The 18,191-nt window shown below is 67.4% G+C and carries 19 protein-coding genes and 1 tRNA gene; 17 read left to right on the top strand and 3 right to left on the bottom strand.

What is annotated here, in order from left to right; genetic code table 11:
• The first annotated feature begins 4 nt into the window (after window positions 1-4).
• The 7 genes from AC5Y6Y_RS11135 to rdgB all read left to right on the top strand — a co-directional run bounded on the left by AC5Y6Y_RS11135 (window position 5) and on the right by rdgB (window position 4,727).
• Window positions 5-418 (top strand): M67 family metallopeptidase, encoded by a 414-nt coding sequence (locus AC5Y6Y_RS11135; protein ID WP_463826592.1) that lies wholly within the window; start codon window positions 5-7, stop codon window positions 416-418.
• A 26-nt stretch (window positions 419-444) separates the two neighbouring features.
• Window positions 445-717 carry a MoaD/ThiS family protein gene (locus AC5Y6Y_RS11130; RefSeq protein WP_463826591.1) on the top strand — a complete coding sequence of 91 codons (273 nt, stop codon included), beginning with the start codon at window positions 445-447 and terminating at the stop codon, window positions 715-717.
• A 79-nt stretch (window positions 718-796) separates the two neighbouring features.
• Complete coding sequence (locus AC5Y6Y_RS11125; protein WP_499926665.1) at window positions 797-1,450, top strand: rhomboid family intramembrane serine protease; 654 nt, start codon at window positions 797-799, stop codon at window positions 1,448-1,450.
• Entirely contained in the window at window positions 1,447-2,274 is an 828-nt protein-coding gene (gene murI / locus AC5Y6Y_RS11120) for a glutamate racemase (protein WP_463826589.1), read from the top strand. Before AC5Y6Y_RS11125 ends, murI begins: the two co-directional genes overlap by 4 nt.
• A gap of 73 nt (window positions 2,275-2,347) precedes the next feature.
• The gene (locus AC5Y6Y_RS11115) at window positions 2,348-3,127 is read left to right on the top strand and encodes a cyclic nucleotide-degrading phosphodiesterase (protein ID WP_463826588.1); all 780 of its coding nucleotides are present in this window, start codon (window positions 2,348-2,350) and stop codon (window positions 3,125-3,127) included.
• 59 nt (window positions 3,128-3,186) lie between these two features.
• Window positions 3,187-3,966 carry a ribonuclease PH gene (gene rph, locus AC5Y6Y_RS11110; protein WP_463826587.1) on the top strand — a complete coding sequence of 260 codons (780 nt, stop codon included), beginning with the start codon at window positions 3,187-3,189 and terminating at the stop codon, window positions 3,964-3,966.
• Window positions 3,967-4,118: 152 nt separating this feature from the next.
• Window positions 4,119-4,727: an RdgB/HAM1 family non-canonical purine NTP pyrophosphatase gene (gene rdgB, locus AC5Y6Y_RS11105; RefSeq protein WP_463826802.1), complete on the top strand. Its 609-nt coding sequence runs from the start codon at window positions 4,119-4,121 to the stop codon at window positions 4,725-4,727.
• Window positions 4,728-4,733: 6 nt separating this feature from the next.
• Here rdgB and AC5Y6Y_RS11100 read toward each other — a convergent pair whose 3' ends face one another.
• Both AC5Y6Y_RS11100 and AC5Y6Y_RS11095 read right to left on the bottom strand, forming a co-directional pair.
• On the bottom strand, window positions 4,734-5,090 hold the full coding sequence (locus AC5Y6Y_RS11100; protein WP_499930048.1) for a DUF3817 domain-containing protein: 357 nt from the start codon (window positions 5,088-5,090) through the stop codon (window positions 4,734-4,736).
• Window positions 5,087-5,473 carry a hypothetical protein gene (locus tag AC5Y6Y_RS11095; RefSeq protein ID WP_499930047.1) on the bottom strand — a complete coding sequence of 129 codons (387 nt, stop codon included), beginning with the start codon at window positions 5,471-5,473 and terminating at the stop codon, window positions 5,087-5,089. Before AC5Y6Y_RS11095 ends, AC5Y6Y_RS11100 begins: the two co-directional genes overlap by 4 nt.
• 71 nt (window positions 5,474-5,544) lie before the next feature.
• Here AC5Y6Y_RS11095 and AC5Y6Y_RS11090 point away from each other — a divergent pair.
• The 6 genes from AC5Y6Y_RS11090 to AC5Y6Y_RS11065 all read left to right on the top strand — a co-directional run bounded on the left by AC5Y6Y_RS11090 (window position 5,545) and on the right by AC5Y6Y_RS11065 (window position 12,522).
• Window positions 5,545-5,631 (top strand) — tRNA-Leu (locus AC5Y6Y_RS11090).
• 14 nt (window positions 5,632-5,645) lie between these two features.
• The gene (locus tag AC5Y6Y_RS11085) at window positions 5,646-6,266 is read left to right on the top strand and encodes a TIGR03085 family metal-binding protein (protein ID WP_499930046.1); all 621 of its coding nucleotides are present in this window, start codon (window positions 5,646-5,648) and stop codon (window positions 6,264-6,266) included.
• Window positions 6,267-6,340: 74 nt separating this feature from the next.
• The gene (locus AC5Y6Y_RS11080) at window positions 6,341-7,054 is read left to right on the top strand and encodes a TetR/AcrR family transcriptional regulator (protein ID WP_499930045.1); all 714 of its coding nucleotides are present in this window, start codon (window positions 6,341-6,343) and stop codon (window positions 7,052-7,054) included.
• Window positions 7,054-9,627 carry an ABC transporter ATP-binding protein/permease gene (locus AC5Y6Y_RS11075; protein ID WP_499930044.1) on the top strand — a complete coding sequence of 858 codons (2,574 nt, stop codon included), beginning with the start codon at window positions 7,054-7,056 and terminating at the stop codon, window positions 9,625-9,627. The genes AC5Y6Y_RS11080 and AC5Y6Y_RS11075 overlap by 1 nt, the downstream gene beginning before the upstream one ends.
• The gene (locus AC5Y6Y_RS11070; RefSeq protein ID WP_499930043.1) at window positions 9,624-11,360 is read left to right on the top strand and encodes an ABC transporter ATP-binding protein; all 1,737 of its coding nucleotides are present in this window, start codon (window positions 9,624-9,626) and stop codon (window positions 11,358-11,360) included. The genes AC5Y6Y_RS11075 and AC5Y6Y_RS11070 overlap by 4 nt, the downstream gene beginning before the upstream one ends.
• Before the next feature lie 88 nt (window positions 11,361-11,448).
• Window positions 11,449-12,522, top strand: a complete 1,074-nt coding sequence (locus tag AC5Y6Y_RS11065) for a phosphotransferase family protein (protein ID WP_463826580.1) — start codon at window positions 11,449-11,451, stop codon at window positions 12,520-12,522.
• A gap of 51 nt (window positions 12,523-12,573) precedes the next feature.
• Here AC5Y6Y_RS11065 and AC5Y6Y_RS11060 read toward each other — a convergent pair whose 3' ends face one another.
• Complete coding sequence (locus AC5Y6Y_RS11060; RefSeq protein WP_499930042.1) at window positions 12,574-13,743, bottom strand: acyl-CoA dehydrogenase family protein; 1,170 nt, start codon at window positions 13,741-13,743, stop codon at window positions 12,574-12,576.
• A gap of 101 nt (window positions 13,744-13,844) precedes the next feature.
• Here AC5Y6Y_RS11060 and fabG point away from each other — a divergent pair, with 101 nt between their 5' ends.
• The 4 genes from fabG to AC5Y6Y_RS11040 are packed head-to-tail and all read left to right on the top strand — an operon-like array spanning window position 13,845 to window position 18,188.
• Window positions 13,845-14,588 carry a 3-oxoacyl-ACP reductase FabG gene (gene fabG / locus AC5Y6Y_RS11055; RefSeq protein ID WP_499930041.1) on the top strand — a complete coding sequence of 248 codons (744 nt, stop codon included), beginning with the start codon at window positions 13,845-13,847 and terminating at the stop codon, window positions 14,586-14,588.
• The gene (locus AC5Y6Y_RS11050) at window positions 14,585-15,796 is read left to right on the top strand and encodes an acetyl-CoA C-acetyltransferase (protein WP_499930040.1); all 1,212 of its coding nucleotides are present in this window, start codon (window positions 14,585-14,587) and stop codon (window positions 15,794-15,796) included. Before fabG ends, AC5Y6Y_RS11050 begins: the two co-directional genes overlap by 4 nt.
• Window positions 15,793-16,998 carry a CoA transferase gene (locus AC5Y6Y_RS11045; RefSeq protein WP_499930039.1) on the top strand — a complete coding sequence of 402 codons (1,206 nt, stop codon included), beginning with the start codon at window positions 15,793-15,795 and terminating at the stop codon, window positions 16,996-16,998. The genes AC5Y6Y_RS11050 and AC5Y6Y_RS11045 overlap by 4 nt, the downstream gene beginning before the upstream one ends.
• Window positions 16,995-18,188 (top strand): acyl-CoA dehydrogenase family protein, encoded by a 1,194-nt coding sequence (locus AC5Y6Y_RS11040; protein ID WP_499930038.1) that lies wholly within the window; start codon window positions 16,995-16,997, stop codon window positions 18,186-18,188. The genes AC5Y6Y_RS11045 and AC5Y6Y_RS11040 overlap by 4 nt, the downstream gene beginning before the upstream one ends.
• Window positions 18,189-18,191: the final 3 nt, after the last annotated feature.

The following is an 18,191-nucleotide window of genomic DNA, read 5'->3' as shown; positions in this document are numbered from 1 at the left end:
CAGCGTGCTGGTGATCAGGGCCGATCTCGTCGACGCCATGGTTGCGCACGCCCGCCGGGACCATCCCGACGAAGCCTGTGGCCTGCTGGCCGGCCCGGAATCCCGCGACCGTCCCGAGCGGCACATCCCGATGGCCAACGCCGAGCACTCGCCGACCTTCTACCGATTCGACTCCGGCGAGCAGCTCCGGGTGTGGCGCGAACTCGAAGCGTGCAACGAGGCGCCGATCGTCATCTATCACTCGCACACCGCGACCGAGGCGTATCCCAGCCGGACCGACATCGACCTGGCCGCCGAACCCGACGCGCACTACGTGCTGGTGTCCACCCGCGATCCGGACTGTCACGAGCTGCGCAGCTACCGGATTGTGGACGGCGTCGTCACCGAAGAACCCGTCGACATCGTTGCGCAATACTGATCCCGTCCACGTCACGAAAGGCCCGCATGACCGTCCACGTGTCCATCCCGACCATCCTGCGTCCGCACACCGGCGGCCAGAAGCGCGTCTCGGCGACCGGTGACACGCTCGGCGCGGTCATCCGGGATCTGGAAGCCAACTATTCGGGCATCTCCGATCGCCTGATCGACGGGGACAAGCTGCACCGGTTCGTCAACATCTACGTCAACGACGAGGACGTGCGGTTCTCCGGAGGACTGGACACCCCAATCGCCGACGGCGACTCGATCACCATCCTGCCCGCCGTCGCCGGGGGCTGAGCGCCACGCATGACGCGACAGATGGCCGGCGCCGGTAGCCTGGTGATGCCGAAAACGCTCTGAAAGGGCAGCTATGGGCATGAGTTCGAAGGTTCCGGCCAGACAGCAGAAGCCCGGCTGGGTGGTCGGTGCGACCACAATCATCACGTTCGTCGCCCTGTTGTACGTGGTCGAGTTGATCGACCAGCTCAGCGGAGGTCGGCTGGACCATAACGGCATCAGGCCGCAGACCACCGACGGTCTGTGGGGCATCTTGTTCGCGCCGCTGCTGCACGCGAACTGGCAGCACCTCATCGCCAACACGGTGCCGATGCTGGTGTTGGGTTTCCTGATGACGCTGGCCGGGCTGTCGCGGTTCGTCTGGGCCACCGCGATCGTGTGGATCCTGGGTGGCTTCGGCACCTGGCTGATCGGCAACGTCGGGAGCAGCTGCGGGCCGACCGACCACATCGGGGCTTCCGGCCTGATCTTCGGCTGGCTGTCCTTCCTGCTGGTGTTCGGGTTCTTCGTGCGTCGGATGCGGGACATTCTGATCGGGGTGGCGGTGTTGTTCGTCTACGGCGGCGTGCTGCTCGGCGCCCTGCCGCGGCTGCACATGTGCGGTGGCGTGTCGTGGCAGGCGCACCTGTGTGGCGCGGTCGCCGGCGTCATCGCGGCGTATCTGTTGTCGGCCCCGGAGCGCAAGGCCCGCGAGCGCAAGCGATCCCAGCGGGCGCCGCATATGAAGTCATGAGTTCGCCGCTGTCGCCGGTCGGAATCTTCGACTCCGGCGTGGGCGGGCTGACGGTCGCGCGCGCGATCATCGACCAGTTGCCCGACGAGGACATCATCTACGTGGGGGACACCGGCAACGGCCCGTACGGTCCGCTGCCCATTCCGGAGATCCGCGCGCACGCACTGGCCATCGGAGACGATCTGGTCAGCCGCGGCGTCAAGGTGTTGGTGATCGCCTGCAACTCGGCTTCGGCGGCCTGTCTGCGGGACGCGCGGGAACGCTACGACGTGCCCGTCGTCGAAGTGATCCTGCCGGCGGTGCGCCGCGCGGTGGCCACCACGCGCAACGGCCGCATCGGGGTGATCGGCACCCGTGCGACGATCACCTCGCACGCCTACCAGGACGCGTTCGCCGCGGCCCGCGACACCGAGATCACCGCGGTGGCCTGCCCGCGGTTCGTCGACTTCGTCGAGCGCGGCGTCACCAGCGGTCGTCAGGTGCTGGGCCTGGCCGAGGGCTATCTGGAGCCGCTGCAGCGCGCCGAGGTCGACACGCTGGTGCTGGGCTGCACCCACTATCCGTTGCTGTCGGGACTGATCCAGCTGGTGATGGGGGACAACGTCACCCTGGTCTCGAGCGCCGAGGAGACCGCCAAGCAGGTGCTGCGCGTGCTGACCGAGTTGGACCTGTTGCGCGAGCACCCGGACGGTCCGGGCGTCCCCGGGCCATCGCGGATGTTCGAAGCCACCGGTGATCCCGAGGCGTTCGTTGCGCTGGCGGCCCGCTTCCTGGGTCCCGCCGTCACCGGCGTCGACCCGGCCCGTCCCACACGCGTTCACTAGGCGGTATGCCGATGATTCTGGTCGAACAATGCGGCGATGTTTTCCCCATCGTGGTATCGGGCATGGCACAGTGGTGTCCGTGCGATTAACCGTGCTCGGATGCTCCGGTAGCGTCGTGGGTCCGGATTCGCCCGCGTCGGGTTATCTACTTCGGGCACCGGACACCCCGCCGCTTGTCATCGACTTCGGCGGAGGTGTCCTCGGCGCGCTGCAGCGCCACGCTGATCCCGGATCGGTGCACGTCCTGCTCTCGCATCTGCACGCGGACCACTGCCTGGACCTGCCCGGCCTGTTCGTATGGCGCCGCTATCACCCGACATCGCGGCCCGCCGGCAAGGCGTTGCTGTACGGGCCCAGCGACACCTGGTCGCGGCTGGGAGCGGCGTCGTCGCCCTACGGCGGCGAGATCGACGACTGCTCGGACATCTTCGAGGTACGCCACTGGGTGGACCGGGAACCGGCGTCGATCGGCGCGCTCACCGTGACGCCGCGGCTGGTGGCGCATCCGACGGAGTCGTTCGGTCTGCGTTTCACCGACCCGTCCGGGGCGTCGCTGGTGTACAGCGGTGACACCGGGGAATGCGACCAACTCGTCGAACTGGCGCGCGACGCCGACGTCTTTCTGTGCGAGGCGTCCTGGACGCACTCGCCCAAACACCCGCCGGCACTGCATCTGTCCGGCACCGAGGCCGGCCGGGCCGCAGCCCGCGCCGGGGTCCGCGAGTTGCTGCTGACGCACATCCCGCCGTGGACGTCGCGGGAGGACGTGATCAGCGAGGCCAAGGCCGAGTTCGACGGTCCGGTGCACGCGGTGGTACCCGGAGAGACGTTCGAGATCCGGCAGGCTGGCTAGCGATTCCGGCACCCGCGGCCCGTCTCTGACCGCCAACGCTGACGGCTAGTCTGGGCATCGTGTCCAAACGAGAAGACGGCCGCCTTGACGACGAGCTTCGTCCGGTGGTCATCACCAGGGGATTCACCGAGAATCCAGCGGGTTCGGTGCTCATTGAATTCGGCCACACCAAGGTGTTGTGCACCGCCAGCGTGACCGAAGGCGTGCCGCGCTGGCGTAAGGGATCGGGGCTGGGCTGGCTCACCGCCGAATACGCGATGTTGCCCTCGGCCACCCACACCCGCTCCGACCGCGAGTCGGTGAAGGGGCGCATCGGCGGGCGCACCCAGGAGATCAGTCGCCTGGTCGGCCGATCACTGCGTGCGTGTATCGACCTGGCCGCGCTCGGGGAGAACACCATCGCCGTCGACTGCGACGTGCTGCAGGCCGACGGCGGCACCCGCACGGCTGCGATCACCGGCGCCTACGTGGCGCTGGCCGACGCGGTCACCTACCTGTCCGCCGCCGGCAAGCTCTCCGATCCCCGGCCGCTGTCGTGCGCGATCGCGGCAGTGAGCGTCGGGGTGGTCGATGGCCGGGTGCGCGTCGACCTGCCCTATGAGGAAGACTCACGCGCCGAGGTGGACATGAACGTCGTCGCTACCGACACCGGGACACTGGTGGAAGTGCAGGGCACCGGCGAAGGTGCGACATTCCCCCGGTCGACCCTGGACAAGCTGCTCGACCTGGCGCTCAGCGCCTGTGACGAGTTGTTCAACGCCCAGCGCGAGGCGTTGGCGCTGCCGTATCCCAAGGAGCTGCCCGGAGGCGCGCAGCAGCCGAAGGCGTTCGGCAGCTGAGCGTGCCGGACGGTGATGAGCCGCTGCGCCCGGCTTCGCCGCGCTTGCGCACATCGGAGCCGGACGGTGATGAGCCGCTGCGCCCGGCTTCGCCGCGCTTGCGCACATCGGAGCCGGACGGTGATGAGCCGCTGCGCCCGGCTTCGCCGCGCTTGCGCACATCACGGTTACTGGTGGCCAGCCGCAACCGCAAGAAGCTGGCCGAGTTGCAACGGGTGCTGGACGGCGCCGGGCTGTCCGGGGTGACGCTGGTGTCGCTGGACGAGGTGGCGCCGTTCGACGAGGCCCCCGAGACCGGCGCGACCTTCGAGGACAACGCACTGGCCAAGGCCCGCGACGCATTCACCGCGACCGGCTTGCCCAGCGTCGCCGACGACTCCGGGCTGGAGGTCGCCGCGCTGAATGGGATGCCCGGCGTGCTGTCGGCCCGGTGGTCCGGAACCCACGGCGACGACGCCGCCAACACCGCGTTGCTGCTCGCGCAACTCGGCGACGTGCCCGACGAGCGGCGCGGTGCGGTGTTCGTCTCCGCGTGCGCCCTGGTCTCGGAATCCGATGAAGTGGTGGTGCGCGGCGAGTGGCCCGGCGTCATCGCCCGGGAGCCGCGGGGGGACGGCGGGTTCGGCTACGACCCGGTCTTCGTCCCCGATGGCTCGGACGGGCGCACCGCCGCACAACTGACCCCGGCCGAGAAAGACGCATCCTCGCACCGCGGACGTGCGCTGGCTCAGTTGTTGCCCGCGTTGCAGCGGTTGGCTTAGTCGCGGTCAGATGTTGAACTGCGCCTTGACTTCGCGGCTCTGACGACGCTCGACGATGATTCCCAGGATCGGGACGGTGCCGGCCAGCAGCACACCGATCGTCTTGCCGATCGGCCAGCGAACCTTGATGGCGAGATTGAACGCCGCCAGCATGTAGACGAAGTACATCCAGCCGTGCACGACCTCGATCCAGCGGATCTCGTGTTTGAACACCAGGTGCGAGACGATCTCGCCGCACAATGCGATCAGCCAGATACCGGTGATCCACGCCATGATCCGGTACGCCGTCAACGCGGTGCGGATCTTCGCGACGGGGAAGATCGACGCGCCGCGTTCGGCCGGCGGAGTCTCGGGTGTGCTCATGCGGTGGTCCTGTTCTGCTTGTCAGCGTCGTGCTCGGCCAACTCGGCCAGGTATGCGTTGTACTCGCGCAAGGCGGGATCATCGGGCTGCTGCGGTTCGGGTCTGGGACGCTCGGGCAGCAGGCCGGGCGGGATCTCGGTGGCCGCGGTGCGCGGCTCGGGCAGCGCATCTTCGTAGCGGACGAAGCTGCGATACGCATAGACCCAGAACCAGGCGAAAAGCGGCCACTGCAGGGCGTAGCCGAGGTTCTGGTAGCTACCAGACACCGACTGGAATCTGGTCCACTGCCACCACCCCAATGCCAGGCAGCCGCACGCCGCAAGGATCACCAGTGCGATCAACGCGGGACGGTGGCGCCGTCGACGAGGAGCCTGGATGGACACCCCATGACGGTACCGCGCGGCACCCTGTCGGCCGGTTCGTCGGTAGGGGGAGCGGTACGATCGGCGTCGTCGCGGGCGTGATGAAATTGGCAGACATGCCGGCTTTAGGTGCCGGTGCTCGGAAGAGCGTGTGGGTTCGAGTCCCTCCGCCCGCACCAGAACGGAGGCACACATGTCGGTTGCCCAGCGAGAGCGCGCTGCTCTGGTCGAGACCATTCGAAGCACCGGGCCCGATGCGCCGACGCTGTGCGAGGGGTGGGCCACCCGGGATCTGGCGGCCCACCTGGTGATCCGCGAATACCGGGCAGATGCCGCACCAGGCATCCTGATCCCGTTCTTCGCCGGTCACACCGAGCGGTTGCAGAACAAGGTCGCGCAGGAGACGGACTGGGAAGACCTGGTGGACAAGATCGCAGCCGGTCCACCCAAGTACTCGCCGTTCAAGCTCATCGACGCGGTGGCCAACGTCGCCGAATATTTTATTCACCACGAGGATGTGCGGCGTGCCGGCGCGGACTGGGAGCCCCGCGATCTGGAACCGAAACTGGTCGCCGGCCTGCGCCGGACCCTGCCGTTGATGGGCCGGCTGACGTTGGCCAAGGTGCCCGGTCGGGTCGCGCTGCGCACCGACGACGGCAAGACGGTGCTGATCGCGGGTCACGGTCCCGCTGTCACAGTGACCGGCGACCCTGCAGAACTGCTGTTGTTCGCGGTCGGTCGGCAGGCTCGCGTCGACTTCGACGGTGACGAGGCGGCGGTTGCGGCTGTCCGGGACGCGCCCAAGGGGCTGTAGCGCGCCTCAGTTTGACCATCGGTAAGGTAACCCTTAGTTTGTGGGGGTAACTTACTAGCTCGGGGTGGCAGCTGATGAAGACCGCGACAGCGCGGGTGGGTGGCCGTCCACCACTCATCACGGTGAACGACGTGATTCGTGTCGGACGCGAGCTGGGGATGCAACGGCTAAGCATCAACGCCGTCGCCGCGCAGTTGAACGTGTCGGCCACCGCCTTGTATCGGCATGTGGAAAGCCGTTGGGCGCTCGAGCGCCTGGTGGGTGAGAGTCTGCTCGCCGAACTCGAGCTGATCGACGATCCGAGTCACGGCATCGAGCAGCACCTGCTCGCATTCGGGCTGCAGCTGTGGCACTTCACTGTGGACCATCCCGGGCTGGCGTCTTACCTGCAGGTCCTGTTCCCCCGCGGTGACGCCGGGGTCGAGCTGCTGGTCGCCGAAGTCAACTCGTTGCAGCGGCGCGGGTACACCACGGATGCGGCCATGGTGCTGGGCAGCGCCGTGGCGACGCTGGCGCTCAGTCTGGCGGCCCGCGAGGTGAGCAACACCAGCAGCACCGGCGGCGAACAGGCCATGCGGTTCGCGCAGGAACGCGACGCCGTTGCCGAACGGTTGACAAGTCACCCGCGGTTGGGTTCGGCATACCGCGGGTTGCCGGAGCTGTCGAGTACGCAGTACGTGCGGCTGTTGCTGGCCGCGTCGATTCGGGGTCTGGTGGCCGAAATTCCGCCCGGCCGGCCAATAGTGGAAGTCGCGGCGGATCACGCCGTCGCGGGAGAGGACCGTTGATGGCACGCGGTTTTTCCGGCGTCGTAATGAAAAGCTATGGGGCGCGCGATCATTCGGCAACGGTTCGCGAGACCGTGATGATCGCACCGCATTTCGTCCGAGTGCGGATGGAATCAGAGACCTTGTTCGACGAGGTCGAGCCCGAGCCGGCCGCCTGGCTGCGATTCTGGTTTCCCGACCCGAAGGGCTCCAAGACCGAATTCCAGCGCGCCTACACACTTTCTGAGGCCGACCCGTCCACCGGTCGTTTCGCCGTCGATATGGTGTTGCACGAACCGGCCGGCCCCGCCTCGAGTTGGGCCCGCGATGTGCAGCCCGGCGCGAGCATCGCCGTCATGGTGCTGATGGGCTCCACGCGTTTCGACCGCCCTGAGGAACAGCCGGCCGGTTATCTGCTGGTCGGCGACTCGGCGTCCATTCCCGGGATGAACGGGATCATCGGGACCGTTCCGGACGAGGTGCCGATCGAGATGTACCTCGAGCAGCACGACGACAACGATCGGCTCATCCCGATCGCGCCGCACCCCCGGCTGCGGGTGCACTGGGTGCCCCGACGCGACGAGAGGTCGCTGGCCAACGCGATCGAAAGCCGGGACTGGTCGAACTGGTACTGCTGGGCCACGCCGGAAGCCAACGCGCTCAAGAACGTCCGCAAACGGTTGCGCGACGATTTCGGCTTCCCCAAGTCCGAGATCCACGCACAGGCGTACTGGAGCGCGGGCAAGGAGATGGGCAAACGCCGCGGCGACCAGCAGGACGTCGTCGACACACCGGAGCTTGCGACCCGCACTGAATCCGAAGATGTTGTGACACAGCCGGAAACGCCGCGGCGAGGTCGCTGGCGTGCGCAGGCCGCCGGTGAGCTGCTGGCTCCGCTGCGCTCGGCGTTGATCGCCTCCGGGGTATTGCAGGGCATTGTCACGCTGGTGCAGCTGGCGCCCTTCGTGCTGCTGGTCGAGCTGGCCCGGCTGCTGGTCGCCGGCGCCGACGAATCCCGGCTGTGGAACCTCGGCCTGTGGGCGGTCTCCCTGCTGGGCCTGGGTGTCCTGCTCGGTGCCGCGCTGACGTTGTGGCTGCACGTCGTCGACGCACGGTTCGCCACCGAGCTGCGGTCGCGGTTGCTGGCCAAGCTGTCCCGGCTGCCGCTGGGCTGGTTCACCGCGCGTGGGTCGGGGTCGATCAAGCAACTGGTCCAGGACGACACCCTGTCGCTGCACTACCTGGTCACCCACGCGATCCCTGATGCGGTCAACGCAGTCGTGGCGCCGGTGGCGGTGCTGATCTATCTGTTCGTGGTCGACTGGCGCGTGGCGCTGGTGCTGTTCATTCCCGTTCTGGTCTACCTGGTGACCATGTCGGTGATGCTGGTCCAATCCGGGCCGCGGATCGCCCAGGCCCAGCGGTGGGCGGAGCGGATGAACACCGAAGCGGGCGCGTATCTGGAGGGCCAGCCGGTCATCCGGGTTTTCGGTGGCGCTGCGGCATCCAGCTTTCGGCGTCTGCTGGACCAGTACGTTGGTTTCCTCGTCGCCTGGCAGCGCCCGTTCACCGGCAAGAAGACGCTGATGGATCTGGCCACCCGACCCGCGACGTTCCTGTGGCTCATCGCGACCACCGGCACGCTGCTGGTGGTCACCAATCAGATGAATCCGGTGGATCTGTTGCCGTTCTTGTTGTTGGGCACCACGTTCGGCGCCCGACTGCTCGGCATCGGTTACGGCCTCGGTGGTATCCGGGGTGGGATGCTGGCCGCGCGGCGGCTGCAGATCGCCCTTGCCGAACCAGAACTCACCGTCGCAGCGTCGCCGCCCCGGGCCTCCGACGCGAGCGTGGTGTTCGATGCGATCAGCTTCGGCTACCGGCCGGATGTGCCGGTGATCCGCGACGTATCACTGGAATTGCACCCGGGTACGGTCACCGCGCTGGTCGGGCCCTCCGGATCCGGAAAGTCCACGCTCGCCGCACTACTGGCGAGGTTCCATGACGTGCAGGACGGCTCGATAAGGGTGGGCGGCAACGACATCAGGTCGCTGACCGCAGACGAGCTCTACACCCGGGTCGGGTTTGTGCTGCAGGAGACGCAACTGGTGCACGGAACGGTCGCCGAAAACATCGCGCTCGCCGTGCCGGACGCCACCCTCGAGCAGATCCAGGGCGCGGCGCGCGAGGCGCAGATTCACGACCGCATCCTGCGCCTGCCGCAGGGCTACCACACGGTGCTGGGCGCCGGCAGCGCGCTGTCCGGCGGGGAACGGCAACGGCTGACCATCGCCCGCGCCATCCTGGCCGACACGCCGGTCCTGATCCTGGACGAAGCCACCGCCTATGCGGACCCGGAATCGGAATACCTTGTGCAACAGGCACTCAACCGGTTGACCAAGGACCGCACCGTGTTGGTGATCGCGCACCGGTTGCACACCATCACCGGGGCGGATCAGATCGTCGTGCTTGACCACGGCCGCATCGTCGAACGCGGCACCCACGACCAACTGCTGTCCGCCGACGGACGCTACCGTCGGCTCTGGGATACCGGGCGGCCCGCCGTCAGCGTCGGGCAGGAGGTGACACGATGATCCGCACCTGGCTCAGTCTGGTACCGGCCGCTCATCGTGGCAGAGTGATCGCCTATGCCACACTGACTTTCGTCTCGGTGGTGATCCGGGCGGTGGCTACGGTGTTGCTGGTACCGCTGGTGGGGGCGTTGTTCGGCGACACCCCGCAACGCGCGCTGGGGTGGCTGGGCTGGCTGACCGCGGCGACCGTGCTCGGCTGGATGATCGACACCACGACCGCGCGAATCGGGTTCGACCTGGGCTTCGCAGTGCTGGACCACACCCAGCACGACGTGGCCGACCGGCTATCCGATGTCCGGCTGGACTGGTTCACCGCCGAAAACACCGCGGCTGCACGGCAAGCCATCGCCTCGACCGGACCTGAACTCGTCGGTCTGGTGGTCAACCTGCTGACGCCGCTGATCAGCGCGGTGCTGCTGCCCGCGGTCATCGCTCTGGTGCTGTTGCCGATCTCCTGGCAACTCGGGGCTGCCGCGCTGGCGGGTGTGCCGCTCATGCTGGGCGCGCTGTGGGCTTCGGTGCGGTTGTCGCGCACGGCCGATGCCGCCGCCGGGGCGGCCAACAGCGCTCTCACCGAACGCATCATCGAATTCGCCCGCACCCAACAGGCTTTGCGTGCCGCGCGGCGGGTGGAACCGGCCCGCAGCATGGTCGGCGACGCACTCAACGCGCAACACAGCGCCACGATGCGATTGCTGGGCATGCAGATTCCGGGTCAGCTGCTGTTCAGCTTCGCCAGCCAGGCAGCGTTGATCCTGCTCGCCGGTGTCACCACGGCTTTGACGGTGGGTGGCACCCTCACCGTGCCCGAGGCCATCGCGCTGATCGTGGTGATGGCCCGCTACCTGGAGCCCTTCACCTCCGTCAGCGAATTGGCACCGGCGTTGGAGAGCACCCGCGCCACCCTCGACCGCATCCGTTCGGTGCTGACCGCCCCGCAACTCCGGGCGGGCACCGGGGAGTTGGGCTCGCCGGCTGCGCCGCGCATCGAATTCGACCGTGTCACTTTCAGTTACGACGAAAGTAGCCATCCGGCGTTGGACAACGTCAGCTTCGCGCTGGAACCGGGAACCGCGACCGCCATCGTCGGGCCGTCGGGTTCCGGCAAGAGCACGGTGCTGGCGCTGATCGCCGGACTGCATCACCCCACCCGCGGCCGGGTGCTGATCGACGGTGTCGACGCGGTCACCCTGGATGCCGCGGCGCGCCGTGGCGCGAGCAGCGTCGTCTTCCAGCATCCCTATCTCTTCCACGGGACCATCCGCGAGAACGTGCTGGCCGGTGCTCCCGGCGCCGACGAGGACCGCCTTGACCGCGCCCTCCGGCTGGCCCGGGTCGACGAGTTGATCGGCCGGCTTCCCGATGGAGCAGCGACGGTGGTGGGCGAGGCAGGTTCGGCGCTGTCCGGTGGCGAGCGGCAACGGGTGAGCATCGCGCGCGCACTGCTCAAAGGCGCTCCGATCCTGTTGGTCGACGAGGCGACGAGTGCCTTGGACAACGAGAACGAGGTCGCCGTCGTCGACGCGCTGACCGATGAGCCGGAGTCGCACACCCGGGTGATCGTGGCGCACCGGCTGGCCAGCATCCGCCACGCGGACCGGGTGTTGTTCGTGGAGAACGGGCGCGTGGTCGAGGACGGCGCCGTCGATGAGTTGCTCTCCGCCGGCGGGCGATTCAGCGAGTTCTGGCGTCAGCAGCACGAAGCCGCGGAGTGGCGGATTCTGGCTGAGTAGGACGCCGGCCCGGACTGGGTACCGAAAGACATGCGGTATGACTTACAGTCGATGGGCTGGTGCTGTCGACTGCTGATGGAGGCCTGTAATGAGTGTCCTGATGTCGATCCCGCGGTACCCCACCGATGTGACTGCCGAGTGGCTGTCGGCGGTGCTGAGCCGCAGTGGTGCAGCCGTCGAAGTGACCGACGCCGACGTCACGGCGATCGGCACCGGCCAGACGGGCGCCACCTACCGGGTGAGCGTGCGGTACGGCTCGGAGCCGGCGGGGCTGCCGCCGACTTTCGTGATCAAGCTGCCGGCCCAGGACGACGCCGTGCGCGACCGGGTCGTCATCGGGTACCGCAGCGAATGTGCTTTCTACGCGTCGGCCGTCGATCGGGTGCAGGTGCCGACGCCGCGGTGCTATTACTGCGAGATCAGTGCCGACGCGCTGGATTACGCGCTGCTGTTGGCTGATCAGGCGCCGGCGGTGCAGGGCGATCAGCTCCGGGGCTGCGCTGAGCAAGAGGCACGACTGGCGGTGACAGCGCTGGCCGGCCTGCACGGACCGAGCTGGTGTGATCCGTTCTGGCTGGGATTCCCCGGCGTCGCGTTCGCCCGGCCGGACCAGGCCGGGGCCCAGGGTATGGGCGAGGTGGCCAAGATGAGTGCCGAGATCACGCTAGCCAAGCTCGGTGATCGGATGAGTGCTGAGGACCGCGAAACATTCACTGCGACAATGAATTCAGTGGCCCCCTGGCTGATGGCCGAGCATGACCGATTCGCGCTGCTGCACGGTGACTACCGGCTGGACAACATGTTGTTCGATCCCGGGCACACGCGGATCAGCATCGTCGACTGGCAGACTCTCGGCGTGGGTCTTCCGGCGCGGGATTTGGCCTACTTCACCGCGACCAGTTTGGACTCGGCACTGCGCGCGAGCCTGGAGGAAGATCTGGTCGCCGATTACCACCGGGCGCTGCAGGGTTACGGAGTCACCGACTACGACCGCGAAACATGTTGGCGCGACTACCGGCTCGGGGTCGTGCAGGCGCCGCTGATCGCGGCGCTGGGTTTTGCCTTCGCCAGTTCCACCGAGCGCGGCGACGACATGGTGCTGACCATGCTGTCCCGGGGTTGCCGGGCGATCCGCGATCTGGGGACGTTGCAGCTGATCTGACGCTGCGCTCAGGGCGCGGGTGCCTCGCAATCGGTCGCCGCCGGCGCAGCGTCAACGCGCCCGCTGCGCCGCCTTCACCAGATTCGAACCGATGATCAACTGTTGAATCTCGCTGGTGCCCTCGTAGAGTCGCAGCAGCCGGACGTCCCGATAGATGCGCTCCACCGGTACCCCCCGCATGTAGCCACTGCCACCGTGCACCTGCACCGCGAGATCGGCCACTCTGCCGGCCATTTCGGTGCAGAACAGCTTGACCGCCGACGGTGCGATGCGCCGGTCTTCCTCGGCGACCCAGGCCCGCGCGGTGTCGCGGACCAGCGCGCGCCCGGCCAGCACACCGGTCTGCATATCAGCCAACATCGCCTGCACCAACTGGAAGCTGCCGATCGGCGCGCCACCCTGGGTCGCGGTCGCGGCGTAGGCCACCGACTCGTCCAGGGCGCGTTGCGCGGCACCTACTGCGAGGGCCGCGATATGGACCCGGCCGCGCGCCAGCGACGTCATCGCCGCCCGGTAACCGATGTCCTCGCTACCGCCGACCAGGGCGCTGTCGTCGACGCGGACGTCGGTGAAGCTGACGTCGGCGGTCCAGGCGCCTTCCTGACCCATCTTGGCGTCCTTGGCGCCCACCTCGACCCCCGGCGCATCGGCGGGGACCAAGAAGACGGCGATGCCGGGACCTTTGTCGTCGGCTGGCCGGGTGCGGGCGAACACCACGAACAGATCGGCGGTGGGGGCGTTGGTGATGAAGCGCTTCTGTCCCTCGATCACCCAATCCTGCTCGTCCCGAACAGCTTTGGTCTTCAGTCCGGCCGGGTTCGAGCCTGCGCCGGGCTCGGTGAGCGCGAAGGAGGCTACGACGTCACCGGAGGCGATCGCTTCCAGCCAGCGCGACTTCTGCTCGTCGGTGCCGAACCCGACGAGAACCTGCCCGGCGATGCCGTTGTTGGTGCCGAACATCGACCGCAGCGCCAGCGAGGTGTAGCCGAACTCCATCGCCATTTCGACGTCCTGCACCAGGTTCAACCCGAGACCACCCCATTCCTGCGGGATCGCGTAGCCGAACAGGCCCATCTTCGTGGCCTGGTCACGCAGATCGTCGGGCACCCGGTCGTCGTCGAGGAACTCCTGCTCCCGTGGCACCACTGCGGTACGGACAAAGTGGCGCGTCTGCGCCAGGATCTCGCGGAAGTCCTCGTCGGAGACCTCGGCAGCGGACATCGTTCGGTGCTCCTTCGGACGGCTGATAGGATACGCAATATCATATATGAAATATGATCCGGGACGTTTGTGGCGCCCGACTCCGGGCCGGAAAGGGATGAGTGATGTCGTTGCTGGAGGGTCAGACCGCGGTGGTCACCGGCGGTGCGCAGGGTCTCGGTTTCGCCATTGCCGAGCGGTTCATCGCCGAGGGTGCGCGGGTGGTCCTCGGCGATGTCAATCTGCAGGCGACGCAGGTCGCGGCCGAGAAGTTGGGCGGTGATCAGGTGGCCGTCGCGGTCCGCTGCGATGTCACCCAGGCCAACGAGGTGCAGAACCTGATCGACACCGCCATCGACCGTTTCGGCGCCTTGGACATCATGGTCAACAACGCCGGCATCACCCGCGATGCGACCATGCGCAAAATGACCGAAGAGCAGTTCGACCAGGTGATCGACGTACACCTGAAGGGCACCTGGAACGGGACCCGCCTGGCGGCGGCGGTCATGCGCGAGGCCAAGCACGGGGTGATCATCAACATGTCGTCGATCTCAGGCAAGGTCGGCATGATCGGCCAGACCAACTACTCGGCGGCCAAGGCCGGCATCGTCGGAATGACGAAGGCCGCTTCCAAAGAGCTTGCCTACCTTGGTATCCGAGTGAATGCGATCCAGCCCGGCCTGATCCGCTCGGCGATGACCGAGGCCATGCCGCAACGGATCTGGGACTCCAAGGTGGCCGAGGTGCCGATGGGACGGGCCGGGGAGCCCAGCGAAGTCGCCAGCGTCGCCCTGTTCTTGGCTTCCGACCTGTCCTCGTACATGACCGGCACGGTCATGGAGATCACCGGCGGTCGGCACCTGTGACCGAGGCCGTCATCTGCGAGCCGATCCGCACGCCGATCGGCCGGTACGGCGGAATGTTCAAGTCGCTCAGCGCGGTTGATCTCGGCGTCGCCGCTCTGCGCGGTCTGCTGGACCGCACCGGCATCGCCCCTGAGACGGTGCAGGACGTCATCCTCGGACACTGCTATCCCAGCGCCGAGGCACCTGCGATCGGCCGGGTGGTGGCCCTCGACGCCGGTCTGCCGGTCACTGTTCCCGGCATGCAGGTCGACCGCCGCTGCGGATCTGGGTTGCAGGCGGTGCTTCAGGCGTGCCTGCAGGTGAGCACCGGCAACAACGACCTGGTGGTCGCCGGCGGCTGCGAGAGCATGAGCAATGTGACGTTCTATTCCACCGATATGCGATGGGGCGGAGCACGTTCCGGAGTCCGTGTGCATGACGCGCTGGCCCGCGGCCGCAGCACTGCTGGTGGCCGTAACTACCCGGTCCCCGGCGGCATGCTGGAGACCGCCGAGAACCTGCGCCGCCAGTACGGCATCTCCCGGCAGGAGCAGGACGAGCTCGCGGCGCGGTCACACCAGCGGGCGGTGGCCGCCCAGCAAGACGGCCTGCTCAACGACGAGATCGTCCCGGTCGCCGTACGCACGCGGGCCGGTGCGGAACTGGTCGACACCGACGAGCATCCCCGCGCCGACACCACGGTGGAATCCCTGGGCAAGCTCAAACCCGTGCTGCTCAACGATGATCCGGACTCGACGGTGACGGCGGGCAACGCCAGCGGACAGAATGACGCGGCGGCGATGTGCGTGGTGACCACGCCGGCGAAGGCGGCCGAACTCGGCCTGCGTCCGTTGGTGCGGCTGGTGTCGTGGGGTCAGGCCGGCGTCGCGCCCAACATCATGGGAATCGGACCGGTGCCGGCCACCGAAGTCGCGCTGGCCAAGGCCGGCCTGCAGCTCAGCGATGTGGACCTGATCGAACTCAACGAGGCCTTCGCCGCCCAGGCCCTCGCAGTGATGCGGGAGTGGAATTTCGGTGCCGCCGACCATGATCGGACCAATGTGCTCGGCTCGGGCATCTCGCTCGGGCATCCGGTCGGAGCGACGGGCGGGCGGATGCTGGCCACGCTGGCACGTGAACTCGACCGGCGCCAGGCCCGCTTCGGCCTGGAAACCATGTGCATCGGCGGGGGGCAGGGATTGGCCGCCGTCTTCGAGCGGGTCACGTGACCACGCTGCCGCTCAGCGGGCTGCGCATCATCGAGGTGTCCAGCTTCGTCGCCGCGCCGCTGTGTGGGTTGACGCTCAATCAGCTTGGCGCGGAGGTGATCCGCATCGACCCGATCGGCGGCGCCTCGGATGTGCAGCGCTGGCCGTTGACCGAGGACGGCACGTCCATCTACTGGACCGGGCTGAACAAGGGGAAGCGTTCGGCCACCATCGACCTTCGGGCACCCGAAGGCCAGGACCTGGTCCAGCGGTTGATCGTCGCGGGTGACGGCATCGTCGTCACCAATTCGGCGGGGCTGCCCTGGCTGAGCCATGAGGCGTTGGCGGCCAAACGATCCGACGTCATCCATGTCCAGTTGCTGGGCCGGGGCGACGGATCCACCGGGGTGGATTACACCGTCAACGCGGCCATCGGCTTCCCGCTCGTCACCGGCCCGGCCGAACACGCGGGCCCGATCAACCACGTGCTGCCCGCCTGGGACGTCAGCTGCGGGCTGTACGCCGCGCTTGCCGTCGTCTCCGCCGCGCACCGTCGCGCCCGGTCCGGGTTGGGCGCCCGGATCAGCCTGGCTCTCGAGGACGTCGCCTTGGCCACTGCGGGCAATCTCGGGCTGCTGACCGAACCGCAGGTGCTCGGAACCCAGCGGCCGCGGGTGGGCAACTCCATCTTCGGCCAGTACGGTCAGGATTTCGTCAGCCGCGACAATGCCAGATTCATGGTGGTGCTGTTGACGCGCAGGCATTTTCGTGACCTGGTGGAAGTCACGGGGACCGGGGCGGCGCTGACCGCGTTGGCCGAGGCGCTGGGAGCGGACTTCGCGACCGAGGGTGACCGCTACCGCTACCGCGACGTGCTGTCCGGGCTGTTCGGCACCTGGTTTGCCGAGCACACCGCCGACGAGATCGATGCGGCGTTGTCCGGCACCACCGTGCTGTTCGAGCGCTACCGGACCTTCACCGAAGTCGCCGTGGATCCGAAAGTCACTGCTAACCCGTTGTTCTCCCGACTTCATCAACCCGGAGTCGGCGACTACCTGGCCCCGGCCATGCCGACGGCGTTCGACGGTGTGCACCCCGCCAGCGCGGCCGCGCCGGCGCTGGGCGCCGACACCGCCGACGTGCTGATCGAGTACCTGGGATTGACTGACGAGGACATCGCGCGTCTGGCGACCGCGAAGACGATAGGGACGAAAAGCGCATGACACGCCTAGCCCAGACGCTCGGCCTGACCGAGATTCAAACCGAGATCATCGCCACGGTAAGGCAATTCGTCGACAAGGAGATCATTCCCGCCGCAGCCGAACTCGAACGCAGCGACACCTACCCGCAGGCCATCGTCGACGGCTTGCGCGACATGGGCCTGTTCGGTCTGATGATCCCCGAGGAGTACGGCGGCCTGGGCGAATCACTGCTGACCTACGCGTTGTGCGTGGAGGAGCTGGCGCGCGGCTGGATGAGCGTCTCCGGTGTGCTCAACACCCACTTCATCGTCGCGTACATGTTGCGCCAGCACGGAACCGCCGAACAGAAGCAACGATTCCTGCCGCGGATGGCCACCGGTGAGACCCGTGGCGCGTTCTCCATGTCCGAACCGGAGCTGGGGTCCGACGTCGCCGCCATCCGCACCCGGGCGACCCGCAACGAGGACGGCACGTACACCATCGACGGCCAGAAGATGTGGCTGACCAACGGCGGCAGCTCGACACTGGTCGCGGTGCTGGTGCGGACCGACGAAGGCGCGGACAAGCCGCACCGCAACCTGACCGCGTTCCTGGTCGAAAAGCCCACCGGCTTCGGCGAAGTGCTGCCCGGCCTGATCATTCCCGGCAAGCTGGACAAGCTGGGTTACAAGGGCATCGACACCACCGAACTCATCTTCGACGGTTACGGGGCGAGTGCCGAAGACATCCTCGGTGGCACGCCGGGGCAGGGCTTCTTCCAGATGATGGACGGTATCGAAGTCGGCCGGGTCAACGTGTCGGCACGGGCCTGTGGGGTCGGAATCCGGGCCTTCGAGCTGGCGGTGCGGTACGCCCAGCAGCGGCAGACATTCGGCAAGCCGATCGCCGAACACCAGGCGATCGCCTTTCAGCTGGCCGAGATGGCCACCAAAGTCGAAGCCGCACATCTGATGATGGTCAATGCGGCCCGGCTGAAGGACTCCGGGGAACGTAATGACGTCGCGGCCGGGATGGCGAAGTATCTGGCCAGTGAATTCTGTTCGGAGGTGACCCAACAGAGCTTCCGGATCCATGGCGGTTACGGCTACTCCAAGGAGTACGAGATCGAGCGGCTGATGCGCGATTCGCCGTTCCTGCTCATCGGCGAGGGCACCAGCGAAATCCAGAAGCAGATCATCAGCAAGCGCCTGCTCGACGAGTATCGGATGTGACGC

This window comes from Mycobacterium sp. NGS24 (assembly GCF_059813065.1).
This window is presented reverse-complemented; position numbering and strand designations above follow the sequence as displayed.